Origin of the sequence: Burkholderia territorii (assembly GCF_001718335.1) — a bacterium.
Taxonomy (GTDB): Bacteria; Pseudomonadota; Gammaproteobacteria; order Burkholderiales; family Burkholderiaceae; genus Burkholderia; species Burkholderia territorii.
Map to the genome: position 1 here is coordinate 1,484,454 of NZ_CP013365.1, position 16,225 is coordinate 1,500,678.

A 16,225-nucleotide genomic window follows, 5' to 3' on the forward strand; every position below is an offset into this window, starting at 1 on the left:
TCTATCGCCACGAAAAAAACGGCGCGCGCGTCCCCACTGTCGCGCGCGCCGCACAGTGCCGCTCCGGCCAGCGGCGGATCGATCGTCGCAGGCGTCGCCTGCGGTGCGGATCAGTAGCCGAGTTCCGGCGACGCCGCCGGCGCGGCGCTTTCTTCCTTCGGCGCTTCGGCGATGGTCGCATCCGTCGTCAGCACGAGGCCCGCGATCGATGCGGCGTTCTGCAGCGCGGTACGCGTGACCTTGGTCGGGTCGACCACGCCGGCCTCGACGAGATCGCCGTACTCGCCGGTCGCCGCGTTGTAGCCGAAGTTGCCTTTGCCTTCGAGCACCTTCGCGATCACGACCGACGGCTCTTCCCCGGCGTTCGACACGATCACGCGCAGCGGCGCCTCGAGCGCGCGCAGCACGATCCGGATGCCGGCGTCCTGGTCGGCGTTCGCCCCCTTGAGGCCAGACAACGCCGCGCGTGCGCGCAGCAACGCGACCCCGCCGCCGGGCACGATCCCTTCCTCGACCGCCGCGCGCGTCGCATGCAGCGCATCGTCGACACGGTCTTTCTTTTCCTTCATTTCGACTTCGGTAACCGCGCCGACCTTGATCACCGCGACACCGCCCGCGAGTTTCGCGACGCGTTCCTGCAGCTTCTCGCGATCGTAGTCGCTCGTCGCTTCATCGATCTGCACGCGAATCGACTTCACGCGTGCGTCGATGCGTGCCGCGTCGCCCGCGCCGTCGATGATGATCGTGTCGTCCTTGCGAACCTCGACGCGTTTCGCGCGGCCGAGATCGTCAAGCGTGGCCTTGTCGAGCTGCTTGCCGGTTTCTTCGGAAATGACCGTCGCGCCCGTCAGGATCGCGATGTCCTCGAGCATCGCCTTGCGCCGGTCGCCGAAGCCCGGAGCCTTGACGGCGGCGACCTTCAGGATCCCGCGCATCGCGTTCACGACGAGCGTCGCGAGCGCTTCGCCCTCCACATCTTCCGCGATGATCAGGAGCGGCTTGCCGGCCTTCGACGCCGCCTCGAGAATCGGCAGCAGGTCGCGAATGCTCGAGATCTTCTTGTCGTGCAGCAGGATCAGCGCGTCGTCGAGATACGCGGCCTGCTTGTCAGGATCGTTGATGAAGTACGGGCTCACGTAGCCGCGATCGAACTGCATGCCTTCGACCACGTCGAGTTCGTTGTCGAGCGACTTGCCGTCCTCGACCGTGATCACGCCTTCCTTGCCGACCTTCTCCATCGCGTCGGCGATGATCTTGCCGATCGCGTCGTCCGAGTTCGCGGAAATGGCACCGACCTGCGCGATTTCCTTGTGGGTCGAGATCGGTCGCGACAGCTTGCGCAGTTCGTCGAGCACCGCGCCGACGGCCTTGTCGATGCCGCGCTTCAGGTCCATCGGATTCATGCCGGCCGCGACATGCTTCATGCCTTCCTGCACGATCGCCTGCGCGAGCACGGTGGCCGTCGTCGTACCGTCGCCGGCCACGTCGGCGGTTTTCGACGCGACCTGCTTGACGATCTGCGCGCCCATGTTCTCGAAGCGCTCCTTCAGCTCGATTTCCTTCGCGACGGACACGCCGTCCTTGGTGATGACGGGCGCGCCGAAGCTGCGCTCGATCACCACGTTGCGGCCCTTCGGCCCGAGCGTCACCTTCACGGCATCGGCCAGGACGTTCACGCCCTTGACGATCCGGCTACGCGCGCCGTCGCTGAATTTCACGTCTTTTGCAGCCATTTCGATTGCTCCGGATGAAGTCGTTGAACGGAATTCCGCGCCCACCGGCCCACGCCGGTGCCGCGCGGTCGAATCGGATGTCAGGCCGCCTTCCTGGCGGGCTGCGATTCGGGTTCGAGTACGCCCATGACGTCCTCTTCGCGCATCACGAGCAGTTCCTCGCCGTCCACCTTGACGGTCTGGCCTGCATACTTGCCGAAGAGAACCTGGTCGCCGACCTTGAGCTGCAGCGGGCGCTGAGAGCCGTCCTGGAGCAGCCGGCCGCTGCCGACCGCGATGACTTCGCCCTGTTCGGGCTTTTCCGCGGCGGAGTCCGGGATCACGATGCCGGAGGCTGTCGTCCGCTGCTGTTCGATTCGCTTGACGATAACCCGGTCGTAGAGGGGACGAATCTGCATTTTCATCTCCTGAGCGATAAGATCACCTGAATAAGGGAATCCGGCGGCGCAGGCACTTGCGAGGCGGCTGCGCGGCCGTGCCATCGTTTGGCGAAAAGCGAAATAGTGGCGCCGATGCGCGCTTCAAGGGGCAGAAGAAAACGCGTTTGTAACAAAATGTTTCAGCGCATCAGGATGCCGCGAATGGCGCCTAGACGGTAAAGCGTGCGCGCCGTACGGTGCCGGGCCGGCCGCGGCAAAACGGGACACGGCGGCTGCCGGCCGCCATCGGCGTCGAGCGTGTCGTCGCGCTCGTCGAGCATGCGCAAGAGCCCGCCCTTGACCGGGCGAAACAGCCATCTTGCGTACCCGTTGCGGGCGGCCAGGCGCATCAGCTCATCACGATCCGGTGCGCCGTCGACCAGATGACAGCCTGCAGACGGGCCGCCGTCGTAGTCGCCGAATGCCTGGCGGCACGCAAGCGCTTCGCCGGCCGACGCGCCGATCGTGTTGCAGCCGCGCCGCTCGACGCGCTCCAGCTCCCACGCGCCGAGCCGCCATGCGGCATCCAGCAGCGTTTCGTCGATGGACTCGAGCGCATGCCACGGCAGCGCGAACTGGATTGCGCTGCCGGGAACCGGCCGCCGCGCCAACGCGACGCCGGGCAGCGCCAGCGGTGTTTCACGCAGAAAGCCGTGCCAGTGCAGGATCGCGATCAACGGCGTATTGGCGCGTGCGGCGGCCGTCACCGTCACCGCATAGAGCGGCAGCCGAACGGCTTCCATCTGCTCGTTCACGAAGTCGAAAAGATCCATGAAACCTCCATTCGTCGCGTGTCGAATGGCCCCTTGAAATTTGCATCGCCTGACCTATTTTAGGTGTCGCTCAACGCAGCCGCGATTCGCGCGCTGCGTGTTTCGATGCGTTATCGCCCACGCCGGCCGCGGCACGATCGCGCACCGGTTCGTCGCGCGTGGTGTTGCCGTGTGCCCGATGCATTGACCATGAGAGACGACCATGCTGAGTCCACACGAATTCGCGACCTTGATGCTGATCCGTCATGCGCCGGATCAGCTTGACACGACCCGTGCCGAAATCGACGCGCTGCTCGAGCGGCAATTGATCATGCTGGAACATCGCGCGGACGGACATCGCCGCGTGCATCTGACGCCGCGAGGGCGCACGCTGCTCGATGCGTTCGGTTCAGGCAGCCGCGGGCGCACGCGTGCGGATCCGCGCCAGCGCAGCCGTGACTCCGACGAAGCGCAGGCCGCGCCACCGTCGTTGGTGGCAGTGGCGGCGGACGCAATGCAGGGCGCGCAGCCGCAAACCTGACGCCGCGGCAACTCAAACAACATCGCGTGCCGCGTGCGGTGAGCCCGCATGCGGCACGTATGGAGGAAAACGTTGCGGACCGGAACGACGCCGTCGGCGCGGCATCCCGGCACGCGTCGGCGTGCGTGCACGTGCCGGCCGCTGCCTGCATTGCACGGGCAGACTACGCGCTATGCGTAGCGGCTCAGCCACTCCTCGGAGAATTTTTTCGCATAGGCGACGGCTTCGGCTTCGGTATCGAATTCGCCCAGCTTGCGGAATGCCGCCTCGCGGCTGAAACCCAGCTTCGTGACCTCGACCTGCGCGGCATATTTGCCGTCTTCCGTCACGCGCGGCTCGCAGTTCATCTCGTACCCGCGCATCACAAATTTCTTCTGCATTGCTTCAACACTATTTTGAGACGGGGGAAATCGTAGCATGGGCGTCCGGCGCATTCACACCCGCTGCCGAAACGGGGCAGCATCGGTTTTATTAGAGTAAACCGTCCAGACGATCCACTACAGGATGCGGCTTTGCGGGCCCGGCGCACGACGTCCTGTAAAAATTTGTCGCCGCCACGGCGACACGATGCCGCGCCCCCAACGCCGAATGCGCCCTGCCGTGGTGCATTTCGTCGGCATCGCGGCGCAATTACGTGCCGCCCGACGAGCAATCGCGCCCCCGCCCGGCACGATCCGCGCCTGAAGGTTGCGAACGGGCCGGCGGCGCGCCGCACACGCCGCCGCAGCGGGCGTAACGTCGTGACACACCTTTCACAGAAACGCACCTTTCGCGACATGGAATGGCCGTCGTTTTGCGGTAAAGTTATCTTTTCCGCGCGTGGCCGGTCGGCTCGCCCCCTGGACGTCGTCGAGACTGTCCGCCGAGACTGCCGCAAGGCGTCGTTCTGAACGTCACGATCCGTTCCCGTAGCATGACCACTGAAGCAATCACCACGGATTCCCTCGCGGTTGCCGAGCGCGTGCGCGAGTTGATGACTCGCAACGGCATCGGCAAGCGCCAGCAAACCACCGAGCTGTGCCGCATCCTCGACCTGAGCTTTTCGCAGGGTCACCGCAAACTGCGCGGCAGCAGCCCCTGGACGCTCGCGCAAATCAAGAAGGTCGCCGAAGCGTACGGCGAGCCGGCCGCTCAATTGTTCGGCGCGCAGACGCTCGACCCCGGCATGGTCGGCGCCTATTCGCAGGAGGCCGTCCTGTACGCCGGTGTCGCCGAGATTCCATGCACCGCCTGGATCGGCGCGCCGCTCGAAGCCGGTGCGCGCCCCGAATTCGTCGCGTACGAGCAGAACGGCCGCTGGCGCGTGCTGCGCCATACGGGCGTGCTGTACCAGAACGCGTACGACGTGCACAAGATCGAGATCTATCCGCGCCGCGCGGAAAGCGACAAGCTCGTCGTCGCGGTAATCGATCCGGATCGCGTCAGTGCGACCGAGCTGTGCCGCTATCTCGAGCGGCAGGGTTTCGCGACCGCCGCATTCGACGGCCTCACGCCGTTCGTCGACGCGCTGCAGGGCCAGGCGTTCGACGCGGTGGTCACCGAATGGCTGTTCGACGACAGCACGGCCGCCACCGCGATCAAGGCGGTGCGCACGTCCGACAATCCGGGCGCGCCGATCTTCGTGCTGACGGGCGACCTGCTCACGGGCCGCGCGAGCGAAGCGGACATCAGCGAAGTGATCCGCGCGTTCGACGTCGTCTGCTACGAAAAACCCGCACGCATGGCGATCCTCAGCGCCGATCTCGCGAAGCGGCTCGCACGCGGGTAATTTCCGCACGCACGCGCCGCGCCTTCGCATGGCCGGCGCGCCGGCCGCACGGCGGCCGTGAACAGGTTCCTCGGTACAATGGCCGAACCTCGTTCACGACGGCCTGCGCCGCCCGACTTCATGGCCCGCCTCATTCCCGACGACTGGAAAAGCCTCGCCGCCACCGGTGCGGCCGAACGCGAGCGCGAGACGCTCGCGGCCCTCGAACACGCGTTGCCGGACGGCTACACCGTCTATCACGGCGTGCACTGGACGCGTGCGGACCAGGGCTTCTCGGTGTTCGGCGAAGCGGCGTTCGTCGTCGTGAGCCCGGCCGGTCGCGTGCTGCTGATCGAGCAGAAGGCCGGCTTCCTGCGCGAAACGCCGAAGGGGCTCGTGAAGGTGTACCTGCAGAAGGAGCGCAACGTCCCGATCCAGCTCGCGCGCACGCAGGAGACGCTGCACCGGCGCCTGACCGCCGCGCTCGGCGCGGGCGTCTACGGCGTCGAGGCGCTGCTGTACTGCCCCGACTACTCGATCCGCGAGACGGCGATCGCCGGCGTCGCGGCCGACCGCATCGTCGACGCATCGCGCAAGGCGCAACTCGCGCAGGTGATCCTGCAGATCCTGCCCGAGCATGACGAGCCGTTGCCGAACGCAGCGAAGCTGCATCATTTCCTCGCGGACGAACTCGCGCTCACGCCCGACACGAGCGCGCTCGTCGGGCAGGCCGGCACGCTCGTCACGCGGCTGTCGGGCGGGCTCGCCGCGTGGGCGCGCCAGCTCGAGTTCACGCCGTTCCGCTTGCGCGTGACGGGCACCGCGGGTTCGGGCAAGACCCAGCTTGCCGTGCAGGCGATGCGCGACGCGGTCGCGGCCGGCAAGCGCGTGCTTTACGTGTGCTTCAACCGGCCGCTCGCCGACTACATCGCGCGCATCGCGCCGCCCGGCGCGAAGATCGCGAACTACCATCAGCTGTGCGACTGGGTGGCCCGCGACGGCGGCTATACGCCCGACTTCGACGTGCCCGGCGCGTTCGAGCGGCTCGAGGCGCGTTTCGCGGAAACGCCGGTTCCGGAACGCTGGCGCTTCGATGTGCTGATCGTCGACGAAGGACAGGATTTCCACGCGCCGTGGGCGGCCGCGCTGGAGCGCCTGCTGGCGCCGGACGGTGCATGGTGGTGGCTGGAAGATCCACTGCAGAACCTTTATCTGCGCGAGCCCGTCGCGCTGCCCGGCTGGGTCACGCTGAAGGCGCTGACGAATTACCGCAGCCCGCGCGACCTGCTCGATTTCGTGCGCGACGTCGTCGGCCGCGTCGAGCCGCTCGCGGCCGAGCTGCGTTCCGGCAGCCCGTTCGACGGTTCCGATCCGTCGGTGTCGTCATACGGGGAAGACGGCGCATCGGGCGACGCGCTCGCCGACGCGTGCATCGATGCGACCAAGCGCGCGATCACACACGCGCTGTCGCTCGGCTTCCGCAAGCAGGACATCGCGGTGCTTTCGTATCGCGGACGCGAAAGCTCGGCGCTCGCGCGGCTCGACCAGCTCGGCCCGCATCGGGTCAAGCGCTTCACGGGCAAATACGATCTGTTCGGCAACCCTGAATATCGCGAAGGCGACGTGCTGCTCGATTCGATCTATCGCTTCAAGGGGCAGTCCGCACCGTGCGTGATCCTCACCGAGATCGATTTCGACACGCTCGATGCGCGCGCGGCCCGCAAGCTGTTCGTCGGCGCGACGCGCGCGACGATGAAGCTGCTGCTCGTCGCGTCGGCGCGCTCGGCCGCGCAGCTCACGAACGGCTGACGCGACGCTCGGCCGGCGGGCGCGCACCCGAGCGCCCCGCCCGCCGCACGTCACGCGACGCGAAACGCGCCCACCGCCCGGCGCAGCCCGTCGGCCTGCTCCTCGAGCGAAGCGGCGGCGGCCGCCGCCTGCTCGACCAGCGCCGCGTTCTGCTGCGACACCTGGTCCATCTGCGACACCGCGCGGTTCACCTGCTCGATCCCGTCGCGCTGCTCGTTCGACGCGGCCGCGATCTCGGTCATGATGCCCGTCACGCGGCCGATCGCCTGCTGGATGTCCTGCATCGTCGCGCCGGCCACGCCGACCAGCCGCGAACCCGTCGCGACGCGCTCGACCGATTCGCCGATCAGCGTGCGGATCTCCTTCGCGGCCGACGCCGAGCGCTGCGCGAGCGTGCGCACTTCACCCGCGACCACGGCGAAACCGCGACCCTGCTCGCCCGCGCGCGCGGCTTCGACCGCCGCATTCAGCGCCAGGATGTTCGTCTGGAACGCGATGCCCTCGATCGTGCCGATGATGTCGGCCACCTTCTGCGAGCTCTGGTCGATCTCGTTCATCGTGCCGATCACTTCGCCGACGACCGCCGCGCCGCGCGTCGCGATCTGGCTCGCGTCGTCCGCGCACGCCTGCGCCTCCACCGCGTGATCGGCGTTCTGCTTCACGGTCGCCGTCAGCTGTTCCATGCTCGCGGCCGTCTGCTGCAATGCGGACGCCTGCTCCTCGGTGCGCTGCGACAGGTCGGTGTTGCCGGCCGCGATCTGGTGCGTGGCCGTGGAGATCGCTTCGGAGCCCTGCGTGACCTGGCGCACCGTATCGGCGAGGCTGCGCTGCATGCCCGTCACGCCCTTGACCAGCTCGGCCATCTCGTCGCGCGACGACCAGCGCACTTCCGACGTCAGGTCGCCGTCCGACAGGCGGCGGAAATGCGACAGCAGACGGTTCACCGGCTGCGTGATCGCGAAATGCAGGCCGATCGCGCAGCCGAGGCACGCGGCGAGACCGAACGCAATGCCGGCGATCGCGCCCGCGCGCATCCAGCCGTAATACGTCTGCGCGGTGTCGTAGACCTCCTTGCCGCGCGCGGCCTGGTACGCGTCGAGTGCATCGGTCGCCTGCGTGAGCGCGACCGACAGCGGCGGCGCGACCGTCATCAGCAGCCGGTCGGCATCGTCGCGATGTCCGGCACGGATCGCGTCGATCAGCGGCTTCAACGCCTGTCCGATCAGCGCCTGGCGCGCGGCGTCGAGCCGCGTCGCGAGCGGGCCTTCGTCGCCGTCGTGCGGCATCGCCGCGTAGGTGCGCCACGCGGCGTCTGCCTTCGCGAGATAGTTTTCGGCCTTGGTGACGAGATCGGGCACTTCCGGCGCCTCGGGATGCAGCAGCGCGCGATCGAGTGTGGTGCGCACGATCGTCAGGTTCAGGCTCGCGGCGGACAGCGCGGTCTTCGCGGCCAGCTGGCGCGTATAGGCCTCGTCGAGCGCACGGTTCGAGCTCTGCATGCCGGTCAGGCCGATCAGGCCCGAGACGACGAGCAGCGCGGCGACGAGGCCGAGCGTGGAAAAAATCCGCGTGCGGATCGAGAAGCGGGAAAACAGGGCGTTCAGGTTCATGACGGGACGTGAGCGGAAAAAAGTGCCGCGGCAATCGGTCCGCGGCACTCTGGATTACGGTTTGCCTGCAAAAAACTTGAGCCCTGCCCTTTGCCGGGCTGATCGCGATCAATTTTCCCGCCCGCAATCTTCTGTTACCGCTGCAACAATTCCAGATGCGGCAGAAATTGACCAGGCAATCAATCGATTCTATATTTCGGTCAGTTTCCTGCCATGGCAGATATATCGATGAGAACCGATACCCTCGTTACCCCACCGGCCGCCGACGCGGCCCGCCGCGACGCGCCGACCGGGCTGATCGTCGCCGCACTGCTGCTCGTCATGCTGTTGTCCGCGCTCGACCAGACGATCGTGTCGACCGCGCTGCCCACCATCGTCGGCGAGCTCGGCGGCCTCGACCAGCTGTCGTGGGTCGTCACCGCGTACCTGCTGTCGTCGACGGTCGTGCTGCCGCTGTACGGCAAGCTCGGCGACCTGTACGGCCGCAAGATCGTGCTGCAGGCCGCGATCGTGCTGTTTCTCGCAGGCTCCGCGCTGTGCGGCGTCGCGCAGGACATGACGCAACTGATCGTGCTGCGCGCGCTGCAAGGCCTCGGCGGCGGCGGGCTGATGGTCGTCACGATGGCGGCTATCGGCGATCTCGTGCCGCCCGACCGCCGCGCGCGTTATCAGGGCATGTTCGGCGGCGTATACGGCCTCGCGACGATCATCGGGCCGCTGCTCGGCGGCTTCCTGGTCGAACACCTGTCGTGGCGCTGGATCTTCACGATCAACCTGCCGCTCGGTTTCGTCGCCCTCGCAGTGATCGGCATCGCGTTCCGGCCGCACACGGCGCACGTGAAGCACCGGATCGACTACATGGGCGCCGCGTTCCTCGCGACGGCCCTCACGTGCGTGATCCTGTTCACGAGCGAAGGCGGTTCGCTGCTGCCGTGGTCGTCACCGCAGCTGTGGATGACGCTGGTGCTCGGCGTGGTAGCGATCGGCGGCTTCATCTACGAGGAACGGCTCGCGGCCGAGCCGATCATGCCGCTCGACCTGTTCCGCCAGCGCACCTTCGTGCTGATGAGCCTGATCGGCTTCGTCGTCGGCATCGCGCTGTTCGGTTCGGTCACCTTCATTCCGCTCTATCTGCAGGTCGTGAAGGGCTCGACGCCGTCGCAGGCCGGCATGCAGCTGCTGCCGATGATGGGCGGGATGCTGGCGATGTCGGTCGCGAGCGGGCGGCTGATCTCGCGGTTCGGCACGTATCGGCCGTTTCCGATCGCGGGGACGCTGATCGGCGGCATCGCGATGGCACTGCTGTCGACGCTGTCGCTCGACACGCCGCTGCGGACGATGTACGCGTACATGGCGCTGCTCGGGATCGGGCTCGGCATGGTGATGCCGGTGCTCACGCTCGCCGTGCAGAACACGGTCGAATTCCGCCACATGGGCGTCGCGACGTCGGGCGTGACGTTGTTTCGCTCGATCGGCGGCTCGCTCGGCGTCGCGGCGTTCGGCGCGCTGTTCTCGCACGGGCTGCAGGCGCGGCTCACGCAGGCACTGCCGGCCGGCACGGAGCTGCCCCCGGCGCTCGGCCCGGCGGCCGTCCACCAATTGCCCGATGCGGTGCGCGACGCGTATCTGCATGCGTTCGCCGGGTCGCTGCACGTCGTGTATCTCGCGGCCGCCGGCGTGATCGCGATCGCGTTCGTGCTTGCGTGGTTCGTCGAGAGCACGCCGCTGCGCAAGCATCACTGATCGGCGGGCGGGCGGCGGCATCGTGGCCGCGCCGCCTGGCCCCCGCCAGGCGCCGCGAAACGGCCGTTCCCGACGCACGGTCCGCCGTCACGGCACCAGCACCACCGCGCCCGTCGTCTGTCGCGATTCCAGCAGACGATGCGCGTCGGCCGCCTGCTCGAGCGGCACGCGCGCGCCGATTTCGACGTGCATCCCGCCAGCGAGCCGTTCGAGCGTCGCGCGCGCCGCGTCCCGGTACCCCGCCACGTCCCGCGCGATGAAGCCCAGCACGCTCGGCCGCGCCAGCGCAATCGAGCGGGCCGGACCCAGTTCGTCGAGGTCGAACGTCTGCCGGGCGCCGATCGCGGCAACCTGCCCGATGCTCGCGACCATCCCGAATGGCCGGACCGCGCCGAGCGTACGCGTGAGCACCTCGCCGCCGATTCCGTCGATCGCATAGTCGACACCCGCGCCGCCGCCGAACGCGCGGGCCGCCGCGACGAAATCCGCCTCGCGATAGTCGATCACCGCCTCCGCGCCTCGCGCGCGCACCAGGGCGGCCTTCGCGGCCGAACCGACCGTGCCGATCACCCGCGCACCGAGCGCGCGCGCCCACTGCGTCGCGAGCAATCCGACACCGCCCGCCGCCGCGTGCACGAGCACGGTGTCGCCCGCATGCACCTGACGCACGCGGTGCAGCAGCATGTAGACGGTAATGCCTTTCAGCAGCCCGCCCGCGACTGCGTCGTCGCTCACGCCGTCGGGCACGGGCACCACGCGCTCGGCAGGCAGCGTGCGCACGCTCGCGTAGCTGCCGGTCGGCAGCCCCGCATAGGCGACGCGCTGCCCCGGGACCAGCCCCGTCACGCCGGCCCCGACCGCATCGACCACGCCGGCCGCCTCGACACCGAGCGCGTCCGGCAGTGCCGGCAACGGATGCGCGCCGGTCCTGAAATAGATGTCGACGAAGTTCACGCCGACGGCGGTCTGGCGAATCCGCACCTCGCCAGCGCCGGGCGGTGCGACGGTCGCATCGACGCGGCGCAGCACGCCGGCGTCGCCGTAGCGGTCGATGCCGATTCGGGTGGCGGTGGCAGTTTGGGTCATGACGTTCCTCGCAATCGAATGGTGTGACACGATCATCCCATCGTGCATAATCGATCGGAATTCCCGTTTCCCGCCCAATTACTGTGCAAAATTCGACCGATCCGCTGCCGACATCCGCGCCGCCGATGAGCTGGGACGACCTGCGCTATTTCCTGGCGGTGATGCGCGGCGGCAGCCTGTCGGCCGCCGCGCGAGCGCTGCAGGTCCAGCATTCGACGGTCGCCCGGCGCATCGATGCGCTGGAGTCCGCGCTCGGCATCCGGCTGTTCGACCGGCTGCCGCGCGGCTGGCCACCGACCGACGAAGGCCTGCATCTCGCCGAGCATGCCGCCCGCGTCGAAGCCGACGTGCACGCGTTTGCGCGCGCCGCGCAGGGAGCGGCGGCGCTCGATGGCGTCGTGCGCGTGTCGGCGTCGCCGGTATTCGCGAGCCACTTCCTCGCGCCGCGGCTCGCCCGCGCGCTGCGTGCGTGGCCCGCGCTGCGGATCGACCTGATGGGCGAGATGCAGGCGGCCAACCTGTACGCGCGCGAAGCGGACCTCGCGGTGCGCCTGTCGCGGCCGTCCGAGCCGGGGCTGGCCGCGCGCCGGCTCGGCACGATGCGCTTCGCGCTGTGCGCGTCGCCCGACTGGGCCGCCGCGCCGCCCGACACCTGGGCATTTCTCGGCTACGACGACGCGCTCGCGCAAATGCCGCAGCAGCAATGGCTCGAACGCTTCGCGGCCGGGCGCCGCTTCGCGTTCATCGCCAACGACCTGGCCGCGCTGCATCGTGCGTGCATGGCCGGCGCGGGCGTCGCGTTGCTGCCGCGCTTTCTCGTCGACACGTCGGCGACGGATGCGGACGCGGGCGCGGGCACGCCGCCGCTTCCCAGCGACCCGTCGCTTCCGGGTGCCGCCGCGCTCGTCGAGTTGACGTCCGTGCCCCGTTGCGATGTCGAACGCGAGATCTGGCTCGTCGTCCACCCGGACGTGCGGCGCTCGCCGCGCGTGCAGCGCGTCGCGGACGCAATCGCCGACGCGGTTCGCGAAGCAGACGGGCATTTGTAGGCCCGGCTCCTGCCGAGCGCGCGACGCGATCCATGCCTTTACGGCGCCGCGTCGCGGCGGGCATAGTAGCGGTTTCGTCCGATCGCTCCGCCACCATGTCCGCCGCCCCCGCCTGCGTCGTCGTCCGCGACGCGACCGATGCCGATCTCGCCGCCATTCACGCGATCTACGCGCACCACGTGCGCCACAGCGTCGCGTCGTTCGAAGAGACGCCGCCCGACGTCGACGAGCTGCGGGCCCGCCGCGACGCGGTGCTGCGCCACGGGCTCCCTTATCTCGTCGCCGAATGCGACGGCCGCATCGCCGGCTACGCGTACGCGACGCCGTATCGCACACGCACGGCGTACCGTCACACGATCGAGGATTCGATCTACATCGACGACGCGCAGCGCGGCCGCGGCATCGGCCGCGCGCTCCTCGCGGCGCTGATCGCGCGTTGCGAGGCCGGCCCGTGGCGGCAGATGATCGCGGTGATCGCCGACGGCGGCACCGGCGGCTCGACTTCGCTGCACAGCGCATTCGGTTTCGAGCCGGCGGGTGTGCTCAAGGCGGTCGGTTTCAAGCACGGCCGCTGGATCGATACCGCGCTGATGCAGCGCGCGCTCGGCGACGGCGCACGCACGCTGCCCGCCTCGCCCTAGCCTGTCGCGTCGCGCTAGAATGGCCGCATGCCAAAACAGACTCCAACCATGCCAGACGAGGCCGCGGCGGATTCCCGCAACGAGTACACGGTCGACGAACTCGCACGCGTGTCCGACACGACCGTGCGCAACGTCCGCGCATACCAGGATCGCGGCCTGCTCGCGCCGCCCGAGAAGCGCGGGCGCGTCGGCATCTACGACGACACGCACGTCGCGCGCCTGAAGCTGATCAACCACCTGCTCGCGCGCGGCTATACGCTGTCGAACATCCAGGACCTGATCAAGGCGATCGACGAAGGTCACGACCTGCGCTCGATCCTCGGCCTGGAAAACGCGATCGGCGGCCGCTGGTCGCACGAACTGCCGAAAACCTATTCGCTCGCCGCGCTCGCGCAGATGTTCGGCCCGCAGACGGCATCGCAACTGTCGCGCGTGACCGAACTCGGCCTGCTCGAACGGCGCGGCCTGTCGTTCGTCGCGAAAAGCCCCGCGCTGCTCGAGGCGGCGGCCGCGATGACGAAGGAAGGCATCCCGCCGCGCGAACTGCTCGACGTGATCAGCCTCGCGCGGCCGCACTTCGACGCGATCGCGCGGCTGCTCGTCGATCTCGTCGTGAAGCGGCTCGACCGTTACGACGCGGGCACGCTGCCGCCGGTCAACGACGTGCCCGCGCTCGTCGACGCGATCTGGCGGCTGCGCCCGCTCGCGGCCGTGTTCGTCGAAGGCGAGACGAACCGCGCGCTCGAGGCGGCGGCAAGCGCCTATCTCGGCGGCCGCGTCGCGACGATCCTCGACAAGAAGCTGAGCGACGAAGCGGCACGGCAGGCCGGCACGTCCGATCCGCAAGCCGACGGCGACAAAGCATAGGCGCGCCGGCGTCATATTCATATCGGCAATGCTTCGTTTGCGGGCCCGATCGCCCGTGCGACGATTCTTCCACCCGAGCGGCACGCGCCGCTCCCCGAAGACGTTTCGCATGGAGTCCGTTCGATGATTCGTTTCACCCGCTGGATCACCCGCGCCGCCGCGACGACGCTCGTCGCGCTCACCGCCACCGCCGCGCTCGCGCAGGGCAGCGCCGACAAGGTCGTGCGCATCGGCTTCCAGAAGGCCGGCTTGCTGTCCGTCGTCAAGACGCAGGGCTCGCTCGAGGCGCGGCTCAAGCCGCTCGGCTACGACGTCCGGTGGTTCGAGTTCCCGGCCGGCCCGCAATTGCTCGAAGCGCTGAATGCGAACAGCATCGACTTCGGCTACACGGGCGCGCCGCCGCCGGTGTTCGCGCAGGCGGCCGGCGTACGCTTCGTGTACGTCGGCGCGGAACCGCCGTCGCCGCACAATGAAGCCGTGTTCGTGAAAGCCGATTCGCCGGTCCGCTCGCTCGCCGACCTGCGCGGCAAGAAGGTCGCGCTGCAGAAAGGCTCGAGCGCGAACTACCTGCTGCTCGAGGCGCTGAAGAAGGCCGGCGTGCGCTACGACGAGATCCGCCCCGTGTACCTGCCGCCCGCCGACGCGCGCGCCGCGTTCGAGAGCGGCAACGTCGACGCGTGGGCCGTCTGGGATCCGTACTACGCGGCCGCCCAGAATTCGCTGAAGATCCGCACGCTGTCCGACTACACGGGCCTCACGCCCGCGAACAACTTCTACGAGGCAACGCGCGACTTCGCGGAGCAGCATCCCGACGTGGTCGGCACGATCCTGAAGCAATTGCGCGAAACGGGCCTGTGGGTCAACGGGCATCCGGCCGAGACGGCCGCGCTGATCGCGCCGAAGGTCGGCCTGCCGCTGCCGCTCGTCGAAACGTGGCTCAAGCGCGTGCCGTTCGGCGCGGTGCCGGTCGACGAGAAAATCGTCGCGGTTCAGCAAGGCGTGGCCGATGCCTTTTATGCGGCGAAGCTGATTCCGCAAAAGCTGAGCGTCGCGGACAACGCGTGGAGCGACAAGCGCGTCGCGAGCGCGCTCGCGGCCAAGTAACGCGCGGCGGGCGCTCGTTCGAGCAAGGCGGCCGGGGTACCCTCCCCGTCCGCTTTTCTCGTTCCGCCGCCGCCGTATGCGCACGCCGGCTACGTGCATCGCCGCATCCCTCTAGCGCCGCGAACACGTCGACCCGCACGCGGGATGCGCGGCCGGAACCATGCGCTAGAAGGATTCCCCGGTTTTCCCCCACCCGTTCTTCCGGATAATGGTCTGCAGCGCGCTCACGACAGCGCGCCGTCCATCGCAGACGACAACAATCCGGAGACACCGCCTTGATCGCTACCCTCCCAGCCACCTATCGCCGGCTCTGGCCGCTCGCGGTCGCCGCCGCGCTGCTGTACGGGCTGTCGCTCGCGGCCGCTCCCTATCCCGGCCAGGCCGTCGCGAAAGCCGCGATGGGCATCCTGCTGCTCGCGGCCGGCGGCACCTGCGCGGCACCGCGCGAACGTGCATGGCTATGCGCGGCGCTCGCCACCGCCGTGCTCGGCGACGTGCTGCTCGCGCTGCCGGACTGGCCGCTGTCGTTCGTCCTCGGGCTCGGCGCGTTCCTGCTGACACACCTGTGCTACAGCGCGATCTTCGTGCGCTGGCGCGCGCGGCCGCACGGCTGGCGCATCCTCGCGCTGATCGGCCTGTGGATCGCCGCGCCGGCGTTCTACGCGGCATTCCTCCCACACCTCGGCGAGCTGCTCGCGCCAGTCGCCATCTACATGCTCGTGCTGTGCGCGATGGCAAGCTTCGCGCTCGCCGCCCGCACGCGCGGCCCGCTGGTCGCCATCGGCAGCCTGATCTTCGTCGGCTCCGACACGCTGATCGGCGTCGGGCGCTTCCTCGGCGGCTTTCCCGGCATCGACTATCTGATCTGGGGCCTCTACGCGCTCGCGCAGGTCACGATCGTCGCCGGGGTTTTCCATGAGACGGCCGCCCGGACGATCCGGCCCCGATAGCGTTTCAAACAAGCCGTCGCGGGCCGGCGGCCTCCTCCGCCGCCTCTCCCGCCCTGCCGACGGCCGTTTCCACGCATTCCGCAATGCGGAAACCGACCCGTTCCAAACCTCGCCCAGCCTTTCCCCGCGCGGCTTCCGGCCCTTAGAGCGCCGCTTCTAGCCTCTTGCGGTTTC

General features: G+C 68.6%; 15 protein-coding genes. 9 read left to right on the top strand and 6 right to left on the bottom strand.

Annotated elements, in window-relative coordinates:
• Positions 1-110: 110 nt before the first annotated feature.
• The 3 genes from groL to WS51_RS06575 form a co-directional block, all read right to left on the bottom strand.
• Positions 111-1,733 (bottom strand): chaperonin GroEL, encoded by a 1,623-nt coding sequence (gene groL, locus WS51_RS06565; protein ID WP_059507626.1) that lies wholly within the window; start codon positions 1,731-1,733, stop codon positions 111-113.
• An 80-nt stretch (positions 1,734-1,813) separates the two neighbouring features.
• The gene (locus WS51_RS06570; protein ID WP_059451108.1) at positions 1,814-2,131 is read right to left on the bottom strand and encodes a co-chaperone GroES; all 318 of its coding nucleotides are present in this window, start codon (positions 2,129-2,131) and stop codon (positions 1,814-1,816) included.
• Positions 2,132-2,292: 161 nt separating this feature from the next.
• Positions 2,293-2,925 (bottom strand): diguanylate cyclase, encoded by a 633-nt coding sequence (locus WS51_RS06575; RefSeq protein WP_069228825.1) that lies wholly within the window; start codon positions 2,923-2,925, stop codon positions 2,293-2,295.
• 202 nt (positions 2,926-3,127) lie between these two features.
• On the opposite strand from WS51_RS06575, the gene WS51_RS32810 reads away from it, so the two are divergent.
• A complete protein-coding gene (locus WS51_RS32810; protein ID WP_069228826.1) occupies positions 3,128-3,445 on the top strand; it encodes a hypothetical protein in 318 nt (105 codons plus the stop codon).
• A gap of 170 nt (positions 3,446-3,615) precedes the next feature.
• On the opposite strand, the gene WS51_RS06585 is transcribed toward WS51_RS32810, so the two are convergent.
• Positions 3,616-3,825, bottom strand: coding sequence for a hypothetical protein (locus tag WS51_RS06585; RefSeq protein ID WP_006759801.1), 210 nt, complete (start codon positions 3,823-3,825; stop codon positions 3,616-3,618).
• Between the two features lie 533 nt (positions 3,826-4,358).
• Here WS51_RS06585 and WS51_RS06590 point away from each other — a divergent pair.
• Both WS51_RS06590 and WS51_RS06595 read left to right on the top strand, forming a co-directional pair.
• Entirely contained in the window at positions 4,359-5,213 is an 855-nt protein-coding gene (locus WS51_RS06590) for a helix-turn-helix domain-containing protein (protein WP_059451105.1), read from the top strand.
• A 120-nt stretch (positions 5,214-5,333) separates the two neighbouring features.
• Positions 5,334-7,001, top strand: coding sequence for an ATP-binding domain-containing protein (locus WS51_RS06595; RefSeq protein ID WP_059805802.1), 1,668 nt, complete (start codon positions 5,334-5,336; stop codon positions 6,999-7,001).
• 50 nt (positions 7,002-7,051) lie between these two features.
• Here the strand turns inward: WS51_RS06595 and WS51_RS06600 are convergent, their stop codons facing one another.
• Complete coding sequence (locus WS51_RS06600) at positions 7,052-8,611, bottom strand: methyl-accepting chemotaxis protein (protein ID WP_059451103.1); 1,560 nt, start codon at positions 8,609-8,611, stop codon at positions 7,052-7,054.
• Between the two features lie 228 nt (positions 8,612-8,839).
• Here WS51_RS06600 and WS51_RS06605 point away from each other — a divergent pair, with 228 nt between their 5' ends.
• Complete coding sequence (locus tag WS51_RS06605) at positions 8,840-10,354, top strand: MDR family MFS transporter (protein WP_059798589.1); 1,515 nt, start codon at positions 8,840-8,842, stop codon at positions 10,352-10,354.
• Between the two features lie 87 nt (positions 10,355-10,441).
• On the opposite strand, the gene WS51_RS06610 is transcribed toward WS51_RS06605, so the two are convergent.
• Complete coding sequence (locus WS51_RS06610) at positions 10,442-11,440, bottom strand: quinone oxidoreductase family protein (RefSeq protein WP_069229145.1); 999 nt, start codon at positions 11,438-11,440, stop codon at positions 10,442-10,444.
• A 125-nt stretch (positions 11,441-11,565) separates the two neighbouring features.
• Between WS51_RS06610 and WS51_RS06615 the strand changes: the two genes are divergently transcribed.
• The 5 genes from WS51_RS06615 (at position 11,566) to WS51_RS06635 (ending at position 16,051) form a co-directional block, all read left to right on the top strand.
• Positions 11,566-12,489 carry a LysR family transcriptional regulator gene (locus tag WS51_RS06615; RefSeq protein WP_069229146.1) on the top strand — a complete coding sequence of 308 codons (924 nt, stop codon included), beginning with the start codon at positions 11,566-11,568 and terminating at the stop codon, positions 12,487-12,489.
• 95 nt (positions 12,490-12,584) lie between these two features.
• Entirely contained in the window at positions 12,585-13,130 is a 546-nt protein-coding gene (locus WS51_RS06620; protein WP_060022363.1) for a GNAT family N-acetyltransferase, read from the top strand.
• Positions 13,131-13,157: 27 nt separating this feature from the next.
• Positions 13,158-13,997 carry a MerR family transcriptional regulator gene (locus WS51_RS06625; RefSeq protein ID WP_059451100.1) on the top strand — a complete coding sequence of 280 codons (840 nt, stop codon included), beginning with the start codon at positions 13,158-13,160 and terminating at the stop codon, positions 13,995-13,997.
• Between the two features lie 123 nt (positions 13,998-14,120).
• Positions 14,121-15,101, top strand: a complete 981-nt coding sequence (locus tag WS51_RS06630; protein WP_059507633.1) for a sulfonate ABC transporter substrate-binding protein — start codon at positions 14,121-14,123, stop codon at positions 15,099-15,101.
• 275 nt (positions 15,102-15,376) lie between these two features.
• A complete protein-coding gene (locus WS51_RS06635; protein WP_059793089.1) occupies positions 15,377-16,051 on the top strand; it encodes a lysoplasmalogenase in 675 nt (224 codons plus the stop codon).
• Positions 16,052-16,225: the final 174 nt, after the last annotated feature.

Excerpts from the sequence above, each read along its gene's own strand:
- groL (WP_059507626.1), bottom strand. The coding sequence starts at position 1,733 with ATGGCTGCAAAAGACGTGAAATTCAGCGACGGCGCGCGTAGCCGGATC.
- WS51_RS06605 (WP_059798589.1), top strand. The coding sequence starts at position 8,840 with ATGAGAACCGATACCCTCGTTACCCCACCGGCCGCCGACGCGGCCCGC.
- WS51_RS06575 (WP_069228825.1), bottom strand. The coding sequence starts at position 2,925 with ATGGATCTTTTCGACTTCGTGAACGAGCAGATGGAAGCCGTTCGGCTG.
- WS51_RS06610 (WP_069229145.1), bottom strand. The coding sequence starts at position 11,440 with ATGACCCAAACTGCCACCGCCACCCGAATCGGCATCGACCGCTACGGC.
- WS51_RS06595 (WP_059805802.1), top strand. The coding sequence starts at position 5,334 with ATGGCCCGCCTCATTCCCGACGACTGGAAAAGCCTCGCCGCCACCGGT.
- WS51_RS06590 (WP_059451105.1), top strand. The coding sequence starts at position 4,359 with ATGACCACTGAAGCAATCACCACGGATTCCCTCGCGGTTGCCGAGCGC.
- WS51_RS06570 (WP_059451108.1), bottom strand. The coding sequence starts at position 2,131 with ATGCAGATTCGTCCCCTCTACGACCGGGTTATCGTCAAGCGAATCGAA.
- WS51_RS06620 (WP_060022363.1), top strand. The coding sequence starts at position 12,585 with ATGTCCGCCGCCCCCGCCTGCGTCGTCGTCCGCGACGCGACCGATGCC.
- WS51_RS32810 (WP_069228826.1), top strand. The coding sequence starts at position 3,128 with ATGCTGAGTCCACACGAATTCGCGACCTTGATGCTGATCCGTCATGCG.
- WS51_RS06630 (WP_059507633.1), top strand. The coding sequence starts at position 14,121 with ATGATTCGTTTCACCCGCTGGATCACCCGCGCCGCCGCGACGACGCTC.
- WS51_RS06585 (WP_006759801.1), bottom strand. The coding sequence starts at position 3,825 with ATGCAGAAGAAATTTGTGATGCGCGGGTACGAGATGAACTGCGAGCCG.
- WS51_RS06625 (WP_059451100.1), top strand. The coding sequence starts at position 13,158 with ATGCCAAAACAGACTCCAACCATGCCAGACGAGGCCGCGGCGGATTCC.
- WS51_RS06615 (WP_069229146.1), top strand. The coding sequence starts at position 11,566 with ATGAGCTGGGACGACCTGCGCTATTTCCTGGCGGTGATGCGCGGCGGC.
- WS51_RS06600 (WP_059451103.1), bottom strand. The coding sequence starts at position 8,611 with ATGAACCTGAACGCCCTGTTTTCCCGCTTCTCGATCCGCACGCGGATT.